The 20680-nt window shown below is 66.0% G+C and carries 23 protein-coding genes; 8 read left to right on the plus strand and 15 right to left on the minus strand.

Going from position 1 to position 20680, the window contains the following annotated elements; genetic code table 11:
* Nucleotides 1-54: 54 nt before the first annotated feature.
* Nucleotides 55-1380: an amidase gene (locus tag H5J31_RS00110; RefSeq protein ID WP_181770316.1), complete on the minus strand. Its 1326-nt coding sequence runs from the start codon at nucleotides 1378-1380 to the stop codon at nucleotides 55-57.
* 28 nt (nucleotides 1381-1408) lie between these two features.
* On the minus strand, nucleotides 1409-2503 hold the full coding sequence (locus tag H5J31_RS00115) for an alkene reductase (protein WP_181770317.1): 1095 nt from the start codon (nucleotides 2501-2503) through the stop codon (nucleotides 1409-1411).
* A gap of 67 nt (nucleotides 2504-2570) precedes the next feature.
* Here H5J31_RS00115 and H5J31_RS00120 point away from each other — a divergent pair, with 67 nt between their 5' ends.
* A complete protein-coding gene (locus H5J31_RS00120) occupies nucleotides 2571-2984 on the plus strand; it encodes a MerR family transcriptional regulator (RefSeq protein WP_181770318.1) in 414 nt (137 codons plus the stop codon).
* Nucleotides 2985-2999: 15 nt separating this feature from the next.
* On the opposite strand, the gene H5J31_RS00125 is transcribed toward H5J31_RS00120, so the two are convergent.
* Genes H5J31_RS00125 through H5J31_RS00135 form a run of 3 tightly spaced genes read right to left on the minus strand, consistent with a single transcriptional unit; the run spans nucleotide 3000 to nucleotide 4446 of the window.
* A complete protein-coding gene (locus tag H5J31_RS00125) occupies nucleotides 3000-3575 on the minus strand; it encodes a TIGR03086 family metal-binding protein (RefSeq protein WP_181770319.1) in 576 nt (191 codons plus the stop codon).
* A 4-nt stretch (nucleotides 3576-3579) separates the two neighbouring features.
* Nucleotides 3580-4065, minus strand: coding sequence for an SRPBCC family protein (locus H5J31_RS00130; RefSeq protein ID WP_181770320.1), 486 nt, complete (start codon nucleotides 4063-4065; stop codon nucleotides 3580-3582).
* A gap of 30 nt (nucleotides 4066-4095) precedes the next feature.
* Nucleotides 4096-4446 (minus strand): ArsR/SmtB family transcription factor, encoded by a 351-nt coding sequence (locus tag H5J31_RS00135; protein WP_181770321.1) that lies wholly within the window; start codon nucleotides 4444-4446, stop codon nucleotides 4096-4098.
* 245 nt (nucleotides 4447-4691) lie between these two features.
* On the opposite strand from H5J31_RS00135, the gene H5J31_RS00140 reads away from it, so the two are divergent.
* From H5J31_RS00140 to H5J31_RS00155, 4 genes are all read left to right on the plus strand, one after another.
* The gene (locus tag H5J31_RS00140) at nucleotides 4692-5933 is read left to right on the plus strand and encodes a glycoside hydrolase family 3 N-terminal domain-containing protein (RefSeq protein ID WP_181770322.1); all 1242 of its coding nucleotides are present in this window, start codon (nucleotides 4692-4694) and stop codon (nucleotides 5931-5933) included.
* A gap of 175 nt (nucleotides 5934-6108) precedes the next feature.
* On the plus strand, nucleotides 6109-7050 hold the full coding sequence (locus H5J31_RS00145; protein ID WP_181770323.1) for an alpha/beta hydrolase family esterase: 942 nt from the start codon (nucleotides 6109-6111) through the stop codon (nucleotides 7048-7050).
* Between the two features lie 106 nt (nucleotides 7051-7156).
* Complete coding sequence (locus H5J31_RS00150; RefSeq protein ID WP_181770324.1) at nucleotides 7157-7861, plus strand: TetR/AcrR family transcriptional regulator; 705 nt, start codon at nucleotides 7157-7159, stop codon at nucleotides 7859-7861.
* 37 nt (nucleotides 7862-7898) lie between these two features.
* Nucleotides 7899-9104: a cytochrome P450 gene (locus tag H5J31_RS00155; RefSeq protein WP_181770325.1), complete on the plus strand. Its 1206-nt coding sequence runs from the start codon at nucleotides 7899-7901 to the stop codon at nucleotides 9102-9104.
* Here H5J31_RS00155 and H5J31_RS00160 read toward each other — a convergent pair.
* Both H5J31_RS00160 and H5J31_RS00165 read right to left on the minus strand, forming a co-directional pair.
* Complete coding sequence (locus tag H5J31_RS00160) at nucleotides 9101-9742, minus strand: histidine phosphatase family protein (RefSeq protein WP_181770326.1); 642 nt, start codon at nucleotides 9740-9742, stop codon at nucleotides 9101-9103. The genes H5J31_RS00155 and H5J31_RS00160 overlap by 4 nt on opposite strands.
* A 95-nt stretch (nucleotides 9743-9837) precedes the next feature.
* The gene (locus H5J31_RS00165; protein ID WP_181770327.1) at nucleotides 9838-10635 is read right to left on the minus strand and encodes a TIGR03084 family metal-binding protein; all 798 of its coding nucleotides are present in this window, start codon (nucleotides 10633-10635) and stop codon (nucleotides 9838-9840) included.
* A gap of 129 nt (nucleotides 10636-10764) precedes the next feature.
* On the opposite strand from H5J31_RS00165, the gene H5J31_RS00170 reads away from it, so the two are divergent.
* A complete protein-coding gene (locus tag H5J31_RS00170; protein ID WP_181770328.1) occupies nucleotides 10765-11208 on the plus strand; it encodes a heavy metal-responsive transcriptional regulator in 444 nt (147 codons plus the stop codon).
* A 110-nt stretch (nucleotides 11209-11318) separates the two neighbouring features.
* On the opposite strand, the gene H5J31_RS00175 is transcribed toward H5J31_RS00170, so the two are convergent.
* The 5 genes from H5J31_RS00175 to H5J31_RS00195 all read right to left on the minus strand — a co-directional run bounded on the left by H5J31_RS00175 (nucleotide 11319) and on the right by H5J31_RS00195 (nucleotide 15805).
* On the minus strand, nucleotides 11319-12446 hold the full coding sequence (locus tag H5J31_RS00175; RefSeq protein ID WP_181770329.1) for an acyl-CoA dehydrogenase family protein: 1128 nt from the start codon (nucleotides 12444-12446) through the stop codon (nucleotides 11319-11321).
* A 65-nt stretch (nucleotides 12447-12511) separates the two neighbouring features.
* Nucleotides 12512-13096: a DUF7010 family protein gene (locus H5J31_RS00180; RefSeq protein ID WP_181770330.1), complete on the minus strand. Its 585-nt coding sequence runs from the start codon at nucleotides 13094-13096 to the stop codon at nucleotides 12512-12514.
* A gap of 55 nt (nucleotides 13097-13151) precedes the next feature.
* A complete protein-coding gene (locus tag H5J31_RS00185) occupies nucleotides 13152-13988 on the minus strand; it encodes an alpha/beta fold hydrolase (protein ID WP_181770331.1) in 837 nt (278 codons plus the stop codon).
* Nucleotides 13989-14031: 43 nt separating this feature from the next.
* Complete coding sequence (locus tag H5J31_RS00190) at nucleotides 14032-14553, minus strand: winged helix-turn-helix domain-containing protein (protein ID WP_181770332.1); 522 nt, start codon at nucleotides 14551-14553, stop codon at nucleotides 14032-14034.
* Between the two features lies 1 nt (nucleotide 14554).
* Entirely contained in the window at nucleotides 14555-15805 is a 1251-nt protein-coding gene (locus tag H5J31_RS00195; protein ID WP_181770333.1) for a sulfite oxidase, read from the minus strand.
* A 438-nt stretch (nucleotides 15806-16243) separates the two neighbouring features.
* Here H5J31_RS00195 and H5J31_RS00200 point away from each other — a divergent pair, with 438 nt between their 5' ends.
* Both H5J31_RS00200 and H5J31_RS00205 read left to right on the plus strand, forming a co-directional pair.
* Entirely contained in the window at nucleotides 16244-16831 is a 588-nt protein-coding gene (locus H5J31_RS00200; RefSeq protein WP_181770334.1) for a DUF4365 domain-containing protein, read from the plus strand.
* Nucleotides 16828-18057 carry a hypothetical protein gene (locus H5J31_RS00205; RefSeq protein ID WP_181770335.1) on the plus strand — a complete coding sequence of 410 codons (1230 nt, stop codon included), beginning with the start codon at nucleotides 16828-16830 and terminating at the stop codon, nucleotides 18055-18057. Before H5J31_RS00200 ends, H5J31_RS00205 begins: the two co-directional genes overlap by 4 nt.
* Before the next feature lie 425 nt (nucleotides 18058-18482).
* Here the strand turns inward: H5J31_RS00205 and H5J31_RS00210 are convergent, their stop codons facing one another.
* Genes H5J31_RS00210 through H5J31_RS00220 form a run of 3 tightly spaced genes read right to left on the minus strand, consistent with a single transcriptional unit; the run spans nucleotide 18483 to nucleotide 20623 of the window.
* Entirely contained in the window at nucleotides 18483-18929 is a 447-nt protein-coding gene (locus H5J31_RS00210) for a GntR family transcriptional regulator (protein WP_181770336.1), read from the minus strand.
* 44 nt (nucleotides 18930-18973) lie between these two features.
* Nucleotides 18974-19819: a glycosyltransferase gene (locus H5J31_RS00215; RefSeq protein ID WP_181770337.1), complete on the minus strand. Its 846-nt coding sequence runs from the start codon at nucleotides 19817-19819 to the stop codon at nucleotides 18974-18976.
* A gap of 3 nt (nucleotides 19820-19822) precedes the next feature.
* Nucleotides 19823-20623 carry a GntR family transcriptional regulator gene (locus H5J31_RS00220; protein ID WP_181770338.1) on the minus strand — a complete coding sequence of 267 codons (801 nt, stop codon included), beginning with the start codon at nucleotides 20621-20623 and terminating at the stop codon, nucleotides 19823-19825.
* Nucleotides 20624-20680 lie beyond the last annotated feature (57 nt).

The raw sequence follows: 20680 nt of genomic DNA on the forward strand, positions 1-20680 counted from the left end.
TCACTCTCCAAAAGAGAGTGGTAGCAAAGGTCCCTTGCTCTCTTTTCGGGGTGCTCAGGAGCCGGTGGTGCGAGGCCAGGGATTGGCCGCTTCGAGCTGGGCGGCGAGGCCGAGAAGGAGCGCCTCTCCGCCAGGCGCGGCGACCAGCTGAACGCAGGCGGGGATGCCCGACGGATGCACGCCGACCGGAACCGACATGGCCGGATACCCCGCGAGATTCCACAGACCGGCGAACCCGGCGACGCGCACGGAGGGCAGTGCGTTCGCGATCCAGCTGCTCTCATGCCACTTGCGGGCCTTGAGCGGGAGACTCGCGAGCATGGGCGTGACCAGGACGTCGTGCTCGGAGAAGAACGCCTCGGTCTGCTCCAGCCATCGCTCACGGGTGCTCTCCCGAACCCGGGAGGCGAGCAGGCGACCGAGCCGGATGTGCGTACGCGTCCGAGGCTGAAGTGCGGCGAGCTCGAAGTCGGCCGCTTGCTCGGCCGGGCCGGCGCCCCAGCGCGCGACGCTGCCACCGATGGCGCCGAGGAGGTACCGCGGCGTTCCGGGCGCGACGGTGTGCCCTGCCGCGCGGAACAGCTCACCGGCCCGCGCGACGGCTCGGCTGAACGCGCGCGGCAAGGGCGCCCTGGTCAGCGGGACCTGAGTGGACAGCGCGATCCGGGACGACTTCGGGTCGGCGAGGTCCGCAAGATCGGGCTGCTCGGCGAGGACGGACATGAGCACGGCCGCGTCGGCCACGGTGGTCGTCATCGGGCCGTGAGTGGACAGGCCGAACCAGCCGGTCTCCCCCGGCATGCGGACCACGTCCTTGCCCGGTTTGAGCCCGACGATCCCGCACATCGCGGACGGCAACCGGATCGAGCCCATGCCATCGGTGCCGTGTGCGATCGGCACCAACCCGGCCGCGACGGCCGCGGCGCTCCCGCCGGACGAGCCACCCGCGGCGTAGGACGGGTTGCGCGGATTGCGCGCCGTCCCGTCCGGGTCGTCACTCGAAGGCCAGATGCAGAGCTCCGGCACCCGGGTCAGGCCGACGATCACCGCACCGGCCGCCCGCAGCCGCCGAGCGATCTCACCGTCCTCTGTGGACACCTTCGACGATCCCGCGCGGGATCCCCATGAGGCGTATTCGCCTTCGACCGCCGTGACGTCCTTGACCGCGACGGGCACCCCGGCCAGGGGCAGCTCGGCCAGGTCCGCGCGTTCGGCGACGGCGGCCGCCTCGGCGAGGGCCTCCTGCACCCGGACCCGTCGGAACGCGCCGACCACCCCGTCCGCCGCCGCGATGCGGTCCAGAGCCTCCTGGGTCACCTGGACCGGGTCGAGTTCCTTGGCACGCACTGCCGCCGCGATTTCCACTGCCGTCTTGACCATGCCCGCACTGTAGAACGGGCGCCGAAGATCAGCTGCGCGCCGAACAGGCGAACTTCGCCGAGCCCGGTTCGAACGCCGGGAAATCGGTGTAGCCGTCGAGCCGGGCGCCGTAGTAGACGTCGTGTCCGGCCTCGGCGAGCGGGGCACGGAGCGCGAATCGGGCGGGCAGATCCGGATTCGCGATGAACAGCCTCCCGAAGGCGACCGCGTCGGCCAGCCCGGACTCGATCAAGGACTCACCCTCGTCCTGCGAGGTCGGCTCACCGGACCGTAGGTTAGCGATGAGCGTCCCCGGCCACAGCGGGCGCAGATACGACAGCGCCACGGCCTCGGGTGTGTCGATGACGTGCAGGTACGCGAGTTCGTATCGCCGGAGTTCCGCGAGCAGTCGTGAGTACACCTCCTTCGCGTCGTCTTCCACGACGTCGTTCTCCGGGTTGCCCGGCGAAATCCGCAGGGCGACCTTGGCCGCGCCGATCTGCTCGGCCACGGCCGCCACCACCTCGAGCGGGAATCTGAGCCGGGCGGTGACCGAACCGCCGTAGCGGTCTTGACGCCGGTTGGTGTTCTGAGCGAGGAACTCCTGGATGAGGTACCCGTTGGCACCGTGGAGTTCCACGCCGTCGAACCCGGCCTCGACGGCAGCGACAGCCGCCGTGGCGAAGTCCTGGACGACCTCGCCGATCTCGCCCTCACCGAGCGCACGGGGCTCGACCGTGTCCCTCCAGCCGTCCGCGACGAAGATCCGTCCGGCCTGCCGGACCGCCGAAGGCGCCACCGGCGTCCGGCCCATCACACCGGGATGGCTGACCCGGCCCGCGTGCCAGAGCTGGGCGAAGATGCGGCCACCTTGGCCGTGGACGGCTTTCGTCACGGCCCTCCATGCCTCGACCTGTCGCGCTGTCACCAGGCCGGGGATTCCCGGGCCGCTCTTACCGGTCCGGTTGACCCAGACACCCTCGCTCACGATCAAGCCGGCACCCGCACGCTGCGCGTAGTACTCGGCCGTCAGCGGATGGGGCACGCCTGTCGTGTCGTCGGCGCGTCCCCGGGTCATCGGGGCCATCACGACGCGGTTGGGCAGCTGGATCGCGGTGCCGCGGAATGCTTCGAGCAACCTCATGAACGCGAAGCTAAACCCTGACACCGGCGTCACGGTCAAGCTCGGTTTCCGCGGCTAATGTGGACCCATGCGGATCGGCGAACTGGCGGAGCGGACCGGGGTGAGCGTGCGCTCGTTGCGGTACTACGAAACGGAAGGGCTGCTCCGGCCAGATCGATGCGTCAACGGCTACCGGACCTTCACCGAAGACGACGTCGCCCGGGTTCTGCAGATCCAGCTCTTCTATTCGGCCGGGTTGTGCAGCGGCAAGATCGCGGAACTCCTTCCCTGCGTTTCCGGTGACGACACGCATCTCGTGCCGTCACCGGGGCTGACCGACGAACTGGAGATCGCCAAGGCCCGGATCCAGAACCAGATTTCTCTGCTCACCACCTCTCTGGCGGTTCTGGATCGTGTGCTGGCCGCGGCCAACGGGACCGACACCGCCGAGGTGCCGGTTCCCTCCCGGCCCGCCCGGCGCCATCGAGGCATCCACGTCTGAGACCGGCTCACCGCGCTAGGCGTTCGGGTCGCGGCCCATCAGCCCGAGCAGCCTGTCCTGCAAGGGCGCGTCGTCGGGCACTTTCACCTCGGGACCGAAGACGACGATCCCAGGACCGAACGCGCCGGGAATCCTCATCTCTTCCGGAATGGCTTGCGCCTCGGGCCACATCCGGGCGACCTCGCCAGGGTCGATCGTGTCGTCCTGACCGGTGGCTCGGGCCAGATCCCAGCCGTGGACCACCATGTCGGCGCTGACGACCTGGTCGATGTGCTGTTCGGCGGTCACCTTCCCCATCGGCGTTTCGTGTTCGGTGGCGGCGAGCACGGGATCGGAGAGCACGACTTCGACCTCGGCCCGGGCCGCCCGGAACGCGCCGAGCGGGTCTTCCCGGAGCGACGGTGCCGGGGCGAGGTCGCGACCGAACGGACGCAGCATCGCGCCGTGCATGTCGACGATGTGCCCGACGACATCCCTGGCGGTCCACTTTTCGCAGGGGGAACGGTTCTCCCACCGCCCTGGCTCGACGGCGGCGATCTTGCCCTCGAAGGCGTCGGCCCTGGCGCGATACCGATCCGCGATGGCGTTCACGTGGTCACGCCCCCGCCGGGACGGCCACGACTTCGGCCAGCTTGTCGAAGCCCTCGCCGACACCTCGCTCCATGCCGGATTCGAGCACGGCGTCCCGGATCCGACTTGAGCCGTATCGCAGCACCTGGGTCAGGGTGGTGACGCCACCCTGCTCGGCCAGCGTCAGGGTCGCCAAGGCCTGACCTTCCGACGCCTCGCAGTCCTCGTTCGTCTCGAGCGAGACGAGCCTTTCCGGACGGTCGATCTCCTGGTAGACGCCCTGCAGCAGCATCTCCATCCCGCCCCCGTGCCGCAGCCGGTAGCGCCATCTGCCGCCGACCCGCAGATCGATTTCGCATTCGACGACCTCACAGCCATGCGGACCGAACCAGCGGCGCACCAGTTCCGGTTTGGTCCACGCGTCGAACACCAGCGCCCTGGGCGCGTCGAAGGACCTCGTCATGACGATCTCGAAATCGCCGGATTTCTCCACACTGAGAGTGCGTCCCATCGTGCTGTTCCTTTCCCGCTCCCGCGGTGGTCAGTCGGTCTCGTCCCGGCGCTCCGGGTGTCGCAGCTCCGCGTCGAGGACGAGGTCCAGGTTCGAGAAGGTCTCGTCCCAGAAGCGGCGGTAGCCGCCGAGCCATTCGGTCGCGTCCTTCAGCGGCTCGCCCACCAGGCGACAGGGGCGGCGCTGTGCGTCACGGCCCCGCGCGACCAGCCCTGCCCGCTCCAGCACCTTCAGATGCTTGGAGATGGCGGGCTGGCTCATCGCGAACGGTGCGGCCAGCTCCGTCACCGTGGCCTCGCCGTGCGCGAGCCGCGCGAGGATCGCGCGGCGGGTGGGGTCGGCGAGCGCCGCGAAGGTGACATCGAGCAGATCCTGTGCCACGGTCGCCCGCCTTTCTGTCTCACGGATTCGAGTTCTCACGTTCGGTCTCTCACTGGATCAACCGCTACCTTCGATAACCTTGCGGTTCCATAACCATGTGGTAATCTACGACGGAGCAGATCGAGTTGTCAAGCCTTCGTACCGACCTGACGAGGGAGAACACGGAACAGGAGGGAGGTGGAGCAGATTCCCCGACCGATGCGAACGCGTGCCGGAGGACGAGTGGGGTTACCGTCGGTACCGGCATGGACTACGAGCGAAACGAGCCGATGAACGCCGGGCGACCGAAGACGACGAAGCGATGGGCGACCGTCATCCTGGGAGCGGCCACCGTTCTCCTCACGAGCGTGCAGTGCGGAACAGCGAACGAGCAGGCCGGTTCCGCACAGCCGGCGGAGTCGACACCTCCACCGCCGAGCAGCGCGGTTCCGAGGCCGCTCAGCACGAGCCCGGCCACGCCCTCGCCGTCACCGAGGGCGGATCAGGTGCCCGTACCAGGCTGCGAAGCCGTCATCGCCGGGATGAGCCCCCGGCAGCGGCTGGCCCAGCTGGTGGTGGTCGGCGTGAACGCGGGCGACCCGCAGGCGACGGTGAAGCTGGTACGCGATCAGCAGATCGGCGGGATCTTCCTCGGCGGCAATGAGACGGCTTTGCTGCAGAACCGCGCACTGGATGAGGTCCAGCGCGCCGCGAAGGTGCCGGTGTCCGTGGCGATCGACGAGGAGGGCGGCCGCGTCCAGCGGATCGACGACCTCGACGGCGAGATGCCGAGCGCCCGGAAGATGGCCGCGACCATGACGCCGGCACAGGTGCGGTCGAAGGCCGCCGAACGAGGCAAGCAGATGCGGGCCCGCGGCGTCACCGTCGACTACGCGCCCGACGCCGACATCACGGACCAGCCGGACCGCGACATCGTCGGCGACCGATCCTTCAGCGCGGACCCCGAGATCGCACGCAAGTACGTCCTGGCGTTCTCGCAGGGCCTGCGGGACGCGGGAGTCCAGCCGGTGCTGAAGCACTTCCCCGGGCACGGGCACGCCACCGGGGACTCCCACAAGGGACTGGTGCGGACCCCGCCGCTCGCTTCGCTGCGAAAGGTCGACCTGGTGCCGTACCGCGACATCGGCGAGTACGGCGACATCGGCGTCATGGTCGGACATCTGGACGTGCCCGACCTGACCGGTGGTACGCCGTCGACCTTGTCGGCGCCGGCGTACCGGCTGCTGCGGAAGGACTACGCGTTCGACGGCCCGGTGATCACCGACGATCTCGGGGCGATGAAGGCGATCACGGCCCAGTACCCGCTGCCGACGGCCGTGCTCAAGGCCCTGCAGGCCGGCGCGGACCAGGCACTGTGGTCCTCCGGCGGCAACGTCGACTCGGTGCTGGCCACGCTGGAGCAAGCGCTTGCGTCCGGCGAACTCCCGGCCGCCCGGGTCGACGAGGCGCTGACGCGGGTGCTCATGGCGAAAAAGGCCTGCGGCTGACCCGCCCCGGATCCGGCGGAACCGCGAGGCGAAGGGCCCGGAAAGTGGCCCCGGCGAGACCGCCCGGCAGGGTGACATGAAAAGCGGTCCGAAAACTCAATGAACACAATGCTGACCAGGCCGGTGTCGGGAGTGACCCTGATCACCGCCCCGCCGCCCGATCAAGGAGGATCGCGTGCCTGGTCCCAACAAGTACCTACGTCGTCTCGCGCTGGCGGCCGTCGCCACGGCCGGACTGAGCCTGTTCGCCGCACCCACGGCATCGGCCGCGTCGTCGGCGCCGGTCGATCGCCCGGTGCCGACCACCGGCTGCCATCGTCCGTCCCCGGTACCGGCGGGCGTGACGACACTGCGAACGCTGACGTCCGGCGGCCTGGTCCGCGAGTACACGGTGCACGTTCCCGCGCGGTACCGGCCGTCGCGGTCGTACCCGGTCGTGCTGTCGTTCCACGGCCACAAGAGGACCTCGAAATACCAGGAGGAACTATCCGGCTTCTCCGCGTATGACGCGATTTCCGTCTACCCGCAAGGACTCACCGGGACCGACGGCGAATCGGCCTGGACCGGCGCACCCTATTCGGCGGCCGCCGACGACGTGCTGTTCACCAGCGATCTGCTGAACGCCCTCCAGCGGGACCTGTGCGTCGACTCGCGCCGGATCTACGCCACGGGCAAGTCGAACGGCGGCGGCTTCGTCGGCGTACTCGCCTGCCGGATGCCGGGAAGGATCGCGGCGTTCGCCCCGGTCGCGGGAGCGTTCTACCCGCAGGGTGGGCCGTGCGACCCGTCGCGGCCGGCACCGATCCTCGACTTCCACGGCACGGCCGACACGACGATCCCCTACACCGGGAACCCGGCCAAGGGCTTGCCGACGCTGCCGGCCTGGCTCGCCGGCTGGGCGGACCGGAACGGCTGCTTCCCCCGGCCGATCGAGTACTCGCCGGAGACCGGCGTGACCGTCCAGCACTGGATCGGCTGCTCGCTCCAGCACTACCGGGTCGAAGGCGCCGGGCACGTCTGGCCGAGCACGTCTCCCAACAACGATTCCGCCACGCCGACCGTCATCGACGCGACTCCGGTCGTCTGGCGCTTCTTCCAGTCCCACCGTCTGCGTTAAAAAACCGTCATTCCCTTGCCGGGCCCGCCGGTGCGGCGCTAACGTCGGACTGACCGGATGACCAGATAAGCAAATCTGGTCACGAAGTCAGAGACCGGGAGCGCATGTGCCAGAGAGTCCGGACCGCACCGCCGGCCGCGCCGATCGCATCCTCGACGCGGCCGGCGTCCTGCTGACCAGGCTGGGCTACCGCAAGGTGACCATCGAGGACATCGCGAACCATGCGGGAATCGGGAAGGGCACGATCTACCTGCACTGGCGTGCCAAGGAAAGCCTCTTTCACGCCCTGCTCCTGCGCGAATCCCTCCGTGCCGCCGAGGGTCTCCTCGAAAAGCTGGACGAGGATCCGGCGGAGGTACTCCCGCATCGGTTCCACCGGGCCGTCTTCCTGCAGACCCAACGGAATCCGCTGCTCGGCGCGCTCATCTCCGGCAACACGGAACTGCTGGGCCGGCTGAAGAAACACCCCTTGCAGGATCAGGACGCCGTCGTGACCGAGCGGTACCTCAAGACGATGACCGACCGGGGACTCCTTCGCGACGACCTCCCGCACCTGCCGTACTCCCTGCGCTCCTCGGCGCTGGGGTTCTACCTGATGGAAACCTTCACCACCGAGGGCTCCGACCTCACCTCCGAGGAGAAGGCCGACGCCCTCGCGCACATCATCCGGTCGGCGTTCGAGCCGCCGGAGAAACCGTCCCCCGCGAACTTGGCCGCCGCGGCGGCCGAGGTGAACCAGGCGTTCCGGGATCTGATCTCGACCTATCGCGCCTGGATCTACCGGCAGGACGGAACAGAGGAGCCCGTCTGATCCGAGCTCCTTCACCACCACAAGAAGGGGGCACGACATGACCACCCTCGCCGAAAGCTGGGGAGCGCACAAAGACCAGTTCTGGCTTCGGGACGAGTTCCCGGCAGAACCGGTCGGTTTCGACGAAGAAACCGGTATGTGGAACGTCTACGGCCACGCCGAGGCACTGAAGACCCTGAGTGATCCCAAGGTGTTCTCTTCCGACACCGCCCGCCTGATCCCGCCGGAGCTGGCGCCGGACAAGGACCTGTTCGTCGACGGCAACCTGCTCCAGATGGATCCGCCGGACCACAAGAAGCTCCGCACCCTGGTGAGCCACGCCTTCACCCCGAAGGTCGTGGCGGATCTGGAACCGCGGATCGCGGCGTTGACGAACGAACTCCTCGACGTCGTCGACGGCGGGGATTCGATGGAATTGGTGACCCATCTGGCTTATCCGCTGCCGGTCATCGTCATCGCCGAACTCCTCGGCATCCCGGCGAGCGACCGCGACCTGTTCAAGAAATGGGTCGACACACTGCTGAACAACAGCCAGCAGCGGTCGCTGGTCAAGCAGACCGAAGAGGACAAGCGGGCGTCCGACGAAACGGCCGAACAACTGAAGAACCTGGTGAACTACCTTTCCGAGCACGTCGACGACCGGCGGCGGAACCCGCGCGAGGACCTGCTGACGAAACTCGTCGAAGCCGAGGTCGACGGCGAGAAGCTCACTCAGAACGAAGTCGTCAACTTCGCGAACGTGCTGCTGCTCGCCGGGCACATCACCACCACGATGCTGCTCGGGAACACCGTGCTGTGCCTCGATTCCCATCCGGACGAGTACCGGCGTGTCCGCGAAGACCGCTCGCTGCTGCCGGCCACGATCGAGGAATCGCTGCGCTTCCTGAGTCCGTTCGCACTGGTCGCCCGCGCGACGACGACCGAGGTCGAATTGGGCGGCAAGACGATCCCGGCCGATCAGATGCTCGGTATCTGGGTCGCGGCGGCGAACCGGGATCCGCGCACGTTCACCGATCCCGGAACCTTCGATCCGGCCAGGGCGCACAATCCGCATCTGGCCTTCGGCCGCGGGATCCATTTCTGCATCGGGGCACCGCTGGCCAGGCTGGAAGGCAAGATCGCGCTCAACATCCTGCTGGACCGGTTCCCGGACCTGCGCACCGATCCGGGCACGCCGCCGGCGTTCATCCCCAGCCCGAACATGACCGGGGTGAACCGGCTCCAGCTCCTGCTGAAGCCCTAACGGTCCGCGAACCGGGAGGCGAGCGGGACGACGACCCGCGGAGTCCGCTTCCCGGGCGTGTACCGCAGCTCCGTGATGTTGCCGTTCGGCACGACGTAGGTGTCGGCGAACGTGCGGAATCCGCGCATCGCCTCGGCGTCCGGGATGGTGATCCCGGTCAGCAGAGACCACATGACCGCGCGGATGAAGAGCCCGTGCGTGAACACGGCGATCGGTCCGGGTTCGCGTTCTCCCAGCCGGGTCAGGAACTCCTGGGTCCGGGTGAAGAGACCGGCGAACGATTCCGCGCCGTTGACCGCGTGGTGCGGATCGGCCCGGTCCCAGTAGGCCTCGGTGTACGGCCTGCGGGTGGCGGTGGTGGTGACCTGTCCATGGAGTTCGCCGAGAAAGGTGAACTCCTGGACAGGCCACTCTTCGCGTTCCGCGTGGGGGAACCGCTCGATCGTCGGCTCCGCGGTCTGCCGCGCCCGCAGGAACGGCGACGTCACGATCAACCGAGGCGGTTCCGCCAGCGAATCCGCGATTTCGACGGCTTGCCGTCTGCCGAGTTCGGTCAGTGGCGAGACTCCCGGCTCACCACCGGGAAGGCCCGCGTTCGTCTCGCTTTCCCCATGCCTGATCAGCCACACCCTTGCCACGATCGCCTCCTAGACCCCGTGTGCACCGACGATCGCACCGAGCGGAGTTGATCGCGACTTCCAGGATGCCTTATCACCGGGAAGCGACGTGGTTCTCAGCAGTCGAACTGCCCCGGCTTGCGCCCCTCGCCCGCGGGCCCGCGGTACGCCTGCGCGATGTCCAGCCAGTGGTCGGCCAGCGCACCTTCGGCACGGACGTCGAGGTCGTCGCGGTGACGGCGCCGCGTGACCAGCAGGCAGAAGTCCTCCGCGCTGCCGGTGATCCGCTGCCGCGAGTCTTCGGGGCCGAACGTCCACAACTGCCCGGACGGCGAAGTGATCTCGAACCGGAACTCCTGCTCCGGCGGGGTCAGCCCGCGCGCCTCGTAGCCGAAGTCGCGGACCCGGACGGCGAAGCCCACCAGGTACGCGAGCCGATCGGTCCGCTCCGGCCGCACTCCGAGCGCGTCCGCGACGTCCTGGCCGTGCGCGAACAGTTCCATCATCCCGGCGCAGGCGAGGATGGCCGGCGGCAGCGGGTTGACCAGCCACGGCACGACCTGGTCCGCGGGGACGGCGGCGAGTGCCTTGATGCCCGCGTCGCGTTCGGCGCGCCACCGGGCCAGCACCACCTCGTCGGGGTCGCCGAGATAGTCGTCGAGCGCCGCGTTCACGGCCGCGTCGAACCCGCGCGCCATCGAGGTCTTCGCGAGTTCGACGAACTTCTGCGGCTCGGCCGCGGACAGCCCGGCGATCTTGAAGATGAACGAAAGGTGCGCGATCTGGTGCTTGACCGACCAGCCGACGGCGGGCGTGGGCGTCGCCCAGCCCGCGCCGTCCAGATCGGCCACCAGGGCGTCGACCTGTTCGCCTTCCGTGGTGAGGTCCTTGATCACGTTCCGGAAGTCAGTCACCGTGCCGTCCTCTCGCCGTTTGCACCCTTCCCGATGATGCGGACGCGCGACGCCTCCGTCTTCTCCTCGCGAGCCTCGTGGGATTCCGAGCTTGATTCTGGAGCCGGGTCCAGGTTCTACCCTCGGAACATGCGAACCGACACGACCGCGCCGGCGGCGTTGACGATGTCCCAGGTGACGTCCCGCGCCGGGGTACGGCCGGACACCGTGCGCTACTACGAGCGCATCGGCCTCCTGCCCGTCCCGGCGCGGACGACCGGGGCGCACCGGCGCTACGACGAAGCCGTCATCGACAGGCTGCGGTTCATCCGCGGCACCCAGCGGCTAGGGCTGACGCTGACCGAGATCGGCGATCTGCTGAGCGTCCGCGACACCGGCGTATGCCCGTGCGAGCCTGCCGAAACGATGCTGGGACGGCATCTCGCCGAGATCGACGCGGAGATGGCCCGGCTCGGCGCGCTGCGGGCCGAGCTCAGCTCCATGCTGTCGGGGATGTCCGGCGAGAAATGCGCCGATCCGCTCCCCGGCGCTTGGTGCCCTCCTGACTGCGAATCGACGGGAGGAGGTGGATGACCATGCGGATCGACGACTGCTGCGACTGCGACTGCTGCGACACCGGCTGCTGCTGACCGGCCCTCGCGGAACCGGCCGGGCTTGACGTCACCCGGCCGGCGCCTCGGACATCAGGCCTGCGGCAGCAGTACGGTCTTCCCGATCCGGTCTTTGCAGACTTCGGACGAATACGCCATCAACCCGCCCGCCTGCGCGTCCCGGAACAGCCTTTGGATCGGCGAAGTGCGCAGGAATCCCGAACCACCGCCGGCCTTCAGCGCGAGTTGGGCGACGTCGCGCGCGATGTCGTTCGCGAGCACCTTCGCCGTCATGGTCGCCGGCAGGAACTCCGGCGAGTTCTGATCCGCGAGCCACGCCATGTTCTGGGAGTACATGCGCGCGGCTTCGAGGCGGGTGTGGACATCCGCGACTTCGAACTGCAGCCATTGCATTTCGGAAAGGGGTTGCCCGGTCGCGGGGATGACGCGGTTCCTCGCGTGCGTGACGAGCGCTTCCGCCGCGGCGTCGGCGATCCCCAGGGACAGGAAGGCGAGTCCGGCCCCGATGTGATTCGGGCGCCGCACGGTCGAGGGCGGGCACCTGCGGTCTTCCCGCAGGACGGTGCCTTCGAACGAGACGAGCTGGCTGCGGCTCGCGCGCAGTCCCATCGTGTCCCAGATGGGCACGAAGCTCATCGAGTCGTCCGGCGAGACGCCGAAGAAGGTGGGCGCTCCGTCGACGAGCGCGTTGACCAGGAAATGGTCGGCGACCTCGCAGCCGGAAACGAACCGTTTGGCCCCGGTGAGCCGGAACCCGCCGTCGACCGGCTCGGCGACCTGTTGCGGCATCAGGAACATGTTGCCGCTGCTCGGTTCCGACAGCGCGTTGGCGAACCGCCGGCCGCCGATCACTTCGTCGGCGTACGAACGCGCGACTTCCGGGGCCGACATCTGCACCAAGCCGACGGCGGCGCCGATGTGCATGACCCAGATGCAAGCGGTCGACGAGCAGGCGGCACTGAGGATCCGGACGATCTCGCCATAGGTCCGGTAGCTGAGGTCCTCGCCGCCGTACTCCGCGGGCAAGGTCGCCCTGTCGAGTCCGGTCGCGTGCAGCGCGCGGAGGTTGGCGATGGGCAGCTCGGCCGTCTCGTCGAATTCGGCGGCTGTCGCGGCGAAGCCTTTCGACAGTTCCGTGACGGCTTCGATCCAGCGTCGTTCGTGGGCGGGCGGGGCGAACGGATGGGCGGACTCGGTCATATCCGCATCATGCCGGAGGCCGTCTTGGTCGAGACCACGAATCGCGTCCAGCTCGCGATCTTCGCCTACAAAGCGGGACTTGTCGCTCCCTGACGGCTTGTGGCGAGAAGCCCGGCCACCACGGTCGCCCAGAGGACCACGGCGCCGCCGAAGCCAGGCACGAGTTGCCAAGCCGCCGTCCAGCCCGCGACCGCGAGCACCACCGCGAGGACCGCGACCCCGCACAGCGAAGCGCTCAGCACCAGGAACCGTCTTGAGCCGAACAGCTTCGCGAACGGCAGGAAGTGCAAGCCGACCACGAAGAGCACCCACGCGGGCACGGCTTCAGGAAGTTCGAAGACCGCCGAAAGCACCCTCGCGCCGCCGAAGATCCCCACCAGCATCAGAAGCACGGCGATCCCGTACTGCTTGCCGAACGGGCTTTCCTCCCTGCCGCCACCGGCGGGCAAGCCGGCGCCTCGCCGCGCGGTCAGGACGAGCCAGCCGACCAGTCCCAAAACCACGACGACGCCCAAGACGATCAGCGGCGTCGCTCCACTGGGGACGGAGGAGGCACCGAAAAACCACCACCCGGCACCGAATCCCACCCCGATCGCGGAACTGATCAACAGCGTGATCAGGTGTCCCTTGGTGAACTGTTCGTCTGTCATCGCACTCGGTTCTCCTTCTCCCCCCGGCGGAACAGTACCCGGACGAACGCCGGCGTCAGGCGAGTCCGGCGAGAATGCCCGCGATCTCCTGCGGCCGCATGAGGAACCCGACATGGCTGCCCTCGACCGAGCGCACGTCGGTCGGGTTGTCCGGGGTGAGCGCGTCCGCCTCCTTGATGAAGCGGTCCTGCAACGCGATCGGCATGGACCGGTCCCGCGTGAGCCGGATGTAGGTTCGCTGGATCCGGCCCCAGGTGGCCGCGTCGGCGCGTTCGTCGCCGGCGTCGAGACTCTCGTCCGGCTCGATGGTGTTGAGGTAGGCGAGGAACTCCTGGTCGGTGCCGTCCTCGAGCATCGCGGTCTTCAACGCCGCCAGCATCGTGGGATCGGCGGTGCGCCAGTTCATCCGGAGCGCGCCGATCGCGCCCGGGTCGGCGACCAGGATTCCGCCGACGTCGTTGAGCGCGCTGCTCGCGTTCTCGGGCCCCTGCATGTATTCGCCGACCGACGCGTCTACGCAGCACCATGCGGAGATGTAGACGATACGGTCGATCAGGTCCGGGACCGCGTTGCCCACCCCGGTCAGCGTGATCCCGCCGCGGCTGTGTCCGATCAGGACGACCGGCCCGTGCTCGGCGGCCCTGCGCACGACGCCGGCCACGTGCTCGACGGCGTCCGCCAAGGTGACTCCGGCCATGTTAGACGGCGCGGTGGCGAGAGCGCCGAGGTCTTGCGGCGCTTGGTAAGCCGCCGGGAATCCGGCACCGAAGCCGTGACCGGGAAGGTCGACGGCGAGGGTGCGGTGGCCCAGCAGGGCGAGCTCGCGTTGCATCGGGGCCCAGGTGAACGAGTTCCCGTTGGAGCCGTGCACGAAAACGTAAGTGGGAGTCACGACTCCATCTTCACATGCCCACTTTGCCGGGCCGAGGCGCCGCTCAGTCCGCGATGAGCACCTTCCCCGCCCCGTCGAACCGGTAACCGACACCGCGCACGGTCGTGATCGGCGTCAGGACGGGTTCCAGCTTTCCGCGAATCTTGCGCACGTGGACGTCCACGGTCCGTCCGTTGCCACCGCTGAATCCCCACACCTGCGCCATCAGCGTGAAGCGATCGAAGACCCGGGCCGGATTCCTGGCCAGGAAAAGCAGGAGATCGAACTCCAGCCGCGTGAACTCCAGCACCTCGTCACGCAACAGCACGCGTCGCGAATCCGGCTCGATCCGCAGCGGCGTTCCGACCTGGCGGCGCTGCCGTCGCCCGGCGAGTTCGACGACCTGCGCGGAAGTCGTTTCACCGTCAGGGAAGGTCCGCGCTGTAAGTGTCACGCCGACAGTGTCCTCAAAGGACTCAAGCAGGCGGGCGGCGATCGCCGCGGCGTGCTCGGAATCGGTGCTGACCCGCAGCGCGAGGGTCAGCTCGACGGTCGGTTCCCCGCTCACCGCGACCGACTGCGTCATCTCACACCACCCGGACCGGATGCCGGACGATGGCACCGAACAGGTAGCCCTGGGTGTTGTACGGCGCGACGTCCGGTTGGGTGACACCGGTGATGTCAGTGGCTCGCGCCCGCACCGTGTAGGCACCGGAAACCTTGGGGCGCCATGGGATCTCCCATTGTTGCCAGCCGCGGTCCGCCGCCTGGCCCACCTGCCGCGCCGGCTTCCAGCCGTCGCCGGTATCGACCTCGACACGCCGGATCCGGCCGTTGCCCGACCACGACCGGCCGCGCAGCACATGCCTGCCGCCGGAGGCGAATTCGGCGTCCCACGGCAGTTCGAAGGCACTCTTCACGACCTGCCGGGTCACGACGGTGCCCTCCGCCGGGTAGTCCGGCCCGAGCAGCCGGTAATACTGCGTGTTCCACGGCGAGACCAGCGGCTTGTCCGAGACCTCGATGCGTCCCAGCCACTTGATCGACGAAATGCCCACCCAGGACGGCACCACTAGCCGGACCGGGTGCCCGTGATCCGGCGGGAGTGGCCGCCCGTTCATCTCGTAGGCCAGCAAGACGTCCTGCAACGCCTTCGCGACCGGCAGCGGACGGCGCACCTTCCCCAGGTTGACCCCGCCGGTGACGTAGTCGGCGTCGAGCCCTTCAGGCAGGACGTCCACCGCGTGCCGCGTCAGCCCGGCCCTGGCCAGCACGGTCGAAAGCCGGACGCCGCGCCAGCGCGCGACGCCGATCGCGCCGAGCTTCCACGCCGTACCGGACACCGTTTGCCCTTGCTGGCTGGCGAAGTAGCTTCGGCCGTTGCCCGCGCATTCGATGGCCGACGTGATCGTCTCCGACGGCAACCGCAGCAGGTCGCGGTAGGTGAACTCGACCGGCCTTTCCGCGGTCGGCTCACCGCGCAGCCCGGTGCCGAACAGCTTCAGCCGCCAGGTTCCGGCGTCGATCACCGGGGTGGCGGTGTGGTTCCGCACGAAGAACCTGTCGATCGGTGTCAGATAGCCCTGCCCGCTCAGCGCTTCCCAGCGGGTTTCCGCGTTGGTGCCGTAGACCTCGAAGAACTCCGGCGGCAACGGTTTCACGATCGGCGCGGCGGCCGACGCCGTCCCCGCCGGCAAGGAGCCGAACGCCGTCAGGGCGAGCGAGCCACCGGCCGTCAGCCGGAGCATCCCGCGCCGCGACAGCGCCTTCCCTGCCCGCCATTGCTCGATTCGCGTGCGGTCGTAGGTGGCTTCGTCGGTCAGGCCGCTTCCGGTCATGCGGTCATTGTCGGCAGCGGCCGTCCGCGCGGACCAGCACGTCCACAGAGCGGAACTGGTTGTGCCCCGGACGGGGATCGAACCCGCACTGGGTCGATTTTGGCACGGTAGCGCTTGACATTTGTCATCCGCTGCCGTGCCCATGCGTAACCTGCATGGTTCACAAACGCGAACGTCGGTTATCAACCACTGTTCGTCGTTCGTTGGCACCCATTTCCGGGGGAAAGCCAGGGATTTGATCTTCGGTCGGCCCCTAGAGGGAGCCTCCGCGTTCAACCGTTCGACCTGGCAGGACCTGAACCGAGAGGACCACCAAGAGGGGGCGCACCAGGTGCCCTACACCACTCTTCAGAGTGCACGTCAAGTCATTGCCATTTCGCGATCGTAATGTAGCGTAGACTACGCCAATCGGGTGCCCACTGGCTTAGGTTGATCAAAATGTATCCCTACGTAGCTGGAACATGTGCTTGGGTTATCGCCGTGACAGCACTGTTTCCGAGCGTGCACGCTTCAGGTGTGCCATACGGGCGCCTTCAGCCGAATCTGTGCAAGGAACAGATCAGCATTGCGTATACACACACGGTAGCCACCGCTGCTCGATGCAAGCTCCAGGATGTCACGATTGACGATCACGGGGTAGACGGGATTCTAATGCAGACCCCGCCTGATGAGCTACTTGGCAATGTTAAGATCGATGTGCAACTTAAATGCACGGCCAGTGATTCAATAAAAGATGATCACGTCGCATTCCAACTTCCTCGCTTTAATTACGACAACCTTCGTGGCGAACACAGGCTCGACCCGGCCATCTTGATAGTGATGGTTGTACCGCCGAATTTGGAGTCGTGGGTCGCGCAGGACGAAGATGCCCTTACCGTGGTTCGTTGTGCATACTGGGCCTCCCTGCGGGGTTTTCCTGCGATAAATCAGGATAGCAAAGTTGTACATTTGCCTCGTGAGAACATTTTCAACGTCGAAAGCCTGCTTGTCTTAATGGAGCGCGCTTCCAAAAGGGAGCCACTGTGAATAGCATTCTAGACGAGCTTCCCAGTGACCTTGCTCTCACGCCATCAGCGGTGTCGTCATATCTGGGTGTCAGCGGCTGGGTTCTTGAAGATACGCTCCCAGGTGCGGAGAGCTGGCTTCTCTATGAGGGCAGCCGGCCTCATGCTCGAATAATCCTTCCCACTGACGTCACGTTTATCGACTTTGGCAAGCGTTTCAATGAGGCTTTGCAGAGACTCCGGCGCGTATATGACTGGGACTCATTCCAATTAGCCAGTAGCATTCTAGCCGCACGCTCTGACTTCTTCTACATTAGAGCAGACCAGCTGATCCGCAATGACAGCATTCCACTCAAGCAAGCTGAGCAACTTATCAGCGGCACACTAAAGATGATGTCAGCAGCAGCCTTAGCAACTATCGAACCTCGTGCCTCTTTTCCTGGGAGGCGCCCGGATGCGGTGCGAAACTTCCTTGATGACGACGTTCGGATGGGGCACACGCAACGGGGGAGCTTCATCATAACGGTTCTTACTAACCTTGATGAAGATGACGTCCTCCCCCCTGAGCCCCAAGCGGATGAGAACACATCTAAAGATATTGAAATTCTTGAAGATGAGACCGCTCCAGATGCTCTCGCCAGCGAGTCTTTAATCATTCCACCGTTCCAACGCAGAGTCACCGCAACATTAGCAAACGCATTGCGCGAGACGTCGCGAATAACGTCTGCCGATCACCCCTTTGCTTCGAGCGATTCAATTAATGCAGGCGTAAGTTCCGAGCTATGCGAGTCAATTCTTTTGATGACCAAGTTCGAAGGACTTCGAGCATTGGACTTAAGTTTCCGATGGGCACCTGCTGAGCGTGTTCAGCCGCCATCAGTCGAGCAAGTTGTCTTTGACCGTGACCACTTGGAGCCACTCAAGAACGTCAGCTCAAAGCTGAAAGAGCGAGAAGATCCCGAAAGAATGTCGATTATAGGCAGGGTAATTAAGCTTCAGAGATCTGAAGAGTCTGATGATCCAAACGAGGCTACTGTTACCCTTCGAGGAGTTGTCGAGAGAAACAATCGTCGCCAGGTACGAGTTACATTGTCGGGCGCCGACCACGATCTGGCTATCGCCGCATATCGTGAGCAATTCCCTATCCAAGTTACCGGTGACATACACAGGACCGGCGGAGTGCTCGTTCTGCGCGGCGCCATCAGCGTTGAGGACCTGCGTTCCGTTACTCGCTCCCCCCAAGTGTGAGACCTCTCGGCATCTCGTCGACCTGGCGCAGCCCTCATCACGCCGTGTCAAGGGGGCACTGCCTGCTCACTGCCCCATCTGAGTGAACTCGCCCCCTTGACGCGGCGTGATAGCCCCTTGGGAGGTCGACGGGATGCCGTTAGGTCACACACGGACGCAACTTGCGCTCCCTGCCGGCCATCTCCGAGACCTGCCTGTCCGGCGAGGACATCTCTTCGTCTTTGCGTCGTCAACGGCCCCTCCGACGATCGGGCCGCTGGCTGGCTTTTCCACGGGCGACCGCCGGGGACCGGGCGCCAGCCCGCACGCCCCGGCGGGGCTTGCCCGTGGATCAAACTACCTGGCCAGCGGCCCCGGAGGGGCCGCCTTGAACAAGTAATGAAACTCTGAACACGCAATCGTCATGGCGGGCGACCGGATGGGAGTCATGCCTTGTCGATCAGCGCTCGTAGCAAAGTGTTGATCTCGGCTATGCCCTGATTGACCTCGGCGAAGCTCCGACGCGCCTCCGCATGATGCTTGGCTTGCATCTCCCGGAGGTCGTCGAGCGCGCGCGTGTAGGCGGTCAATGCCTCCTGATTCGTGGCCTGATTGGACTCGTTGCCGAACGTCGGTTCGGAGCGTGACCGGAGTTCGGCAGCCGGCAGCGCAAGATCTTGAGACTCGGCAACGAAGACACCTCGACGTCTGACGGACCGAATGAGACCTTGACTCTGCAAGAGCCCTAGGGCCTTCCGGACGACAATGTCTGATACCCCGTGCTCGCTCGCAATCTCCGTATAGCTTGGAAGCTGACTCCCCGGCTGAAGCTCTCCAGCGCGGATACGACGTGCGTATGCCTCCGCGATCGTGACGTATGCCGGTTCAACCACGAGCTTGCTCCCTTCATCGTGTGCCCGCATTACGTTTTCCGACCTCAGACCTCGTTTCCCCGAGTCATACGCGAAAGTGCCTGCGCCTGACGCGCCTCTGACGGAACCGACGGGTCTACAGCCGAATCGTCATCATCGATCGACCCCGGCAGGTACCGCGTTCGGTTGGCGTGGATGGCTTCTACGCGCATCTGAATGAGACGCCTGCGCGCCTCGTCTTCCTTCGGGTTCCAGTAGTCCGCAGAGGCAGTCGTCTGCGCGGAGTGCTTCCGATAGAGCATGCTCGGTTCGGCAATGAATTCGCCCGGAGTCACCGCTTCCGCCGCCAAGAGCGTGGCAATCGTCTCGGCCCCAGTGAGCGCCATCCACCCGCCCAATGACCAGATGAGGTCAGTGTGCATCGCGAGGTTCGCTGCGAGAACCGAGAGCCTGTCCTCTGCCTGCTCTCCATAGAAGCGACCAGGCTCAACTGGGCCATTCGGCGGGTCGTACGGGCCTGGCGTTGTGGTTCCGTCCTCATGCAGATCAAGGCCAGCCGACACGCACCAAGCGACGCGGTGCAACGCGTCAATGTCCCGTGATAGCGCACCGGGAAGTAGTACGTCATCTGCGTCAACGTTGCGAATCACGATCCCCTGCGCCTGCGACAGAGCCATATTTCGAGTGACAGCGGCACGACCGGCAAGGCCTGTGCCGTAGTGAACGCGCGGATCGTTGTCAGGAAGCTCTTGTTTTGGCGTTCCACTGTTGCCGTCTTCCTGCACGCACCACTCCCACGACCAGCCTTCGGGCATTTCCTGAGCGCACAGGGACTTGTAAAGATCCTTCAAATAGTGGTGTCCGCCATCAAAAACGGCTGTCACCACAGAAATCAAGCGCGGCGTTGCCATTGCTTACTCATCCCACTTTCGCAGTTCGGTGATGTAGGACAGTGAAATCCGGTCAGCCGGGGTCAAAAGTTCTGCTACATCAACCGCGCGTCCCGATGCGTCGTAGCTGATCTTCAAAATCGGAATTACGGGAACGTTAAAGGGGATGTCATAGAGCGCCACTTCCTCCTCCGTGGGCATGCGCGCGGAAACACGGTCCTCAATCGCGCAAACCTCCACTCCCGCTGTGTACAGCTGATGAAGCGTACCGCCAGGCCAAGGTTCATTTGACGAGTCCAAGAGGGGCGGATGATCTTTGACGAGCGCGTACGGTAAGTACGAAATCATTCTGCTGTAGCCTTCACCGTCACGGTACTGCCGCAAATATGTCCGACGAAGAACATATTCGCCTGACCCAAGAGCCAAGATCTTCGCCACTTCGTCAGGCGGCGAAATAACTTCATATGTTACCGAGTCGTCGTGGACCTCTTCAATTGAAACATTGGCGTCACGTTCAGCCGAACCGCGACGACGACGGACATCCTCGCTCGCCTTGACGAGATCCTTTTCCTCCTGATAGTTGACATTCGAGCGAGTCAGCTTCTGCGGAAGCGCGCGGACTCGCACCGGCTGCCCGCGTCCACCCGGAGCAAGGAGCCCCTCCCCCTTAAGAGTCTGCACAGCGGCGGACACGACGTTCTTGCCGACACCGAACCGCGTACGTAGTTGGTCAGTGTTCGGCAGCGTCTCCCCCGGCGCGAACTTGCCGTCATAGATGTCCGCGCGGAGCTCCGCAGCCACGGCCTTCGTGTCCATTCGTTCCATGACTCCATCCTTCCACATCATCCCGGGCAGTCAAACTGCATCCCGGGATGGGCTTGA

It is taken from the genome of Amycolatopsis pittospori (assembly GCF_013870525.1).
Taxonomy (GTDB): Bacteria; Actinomycetota; Actinomycetes; order Mycobacteriales; family Pseudonocardiaceae; genus Amycolatopsis; species Amycolatopsis pittospori.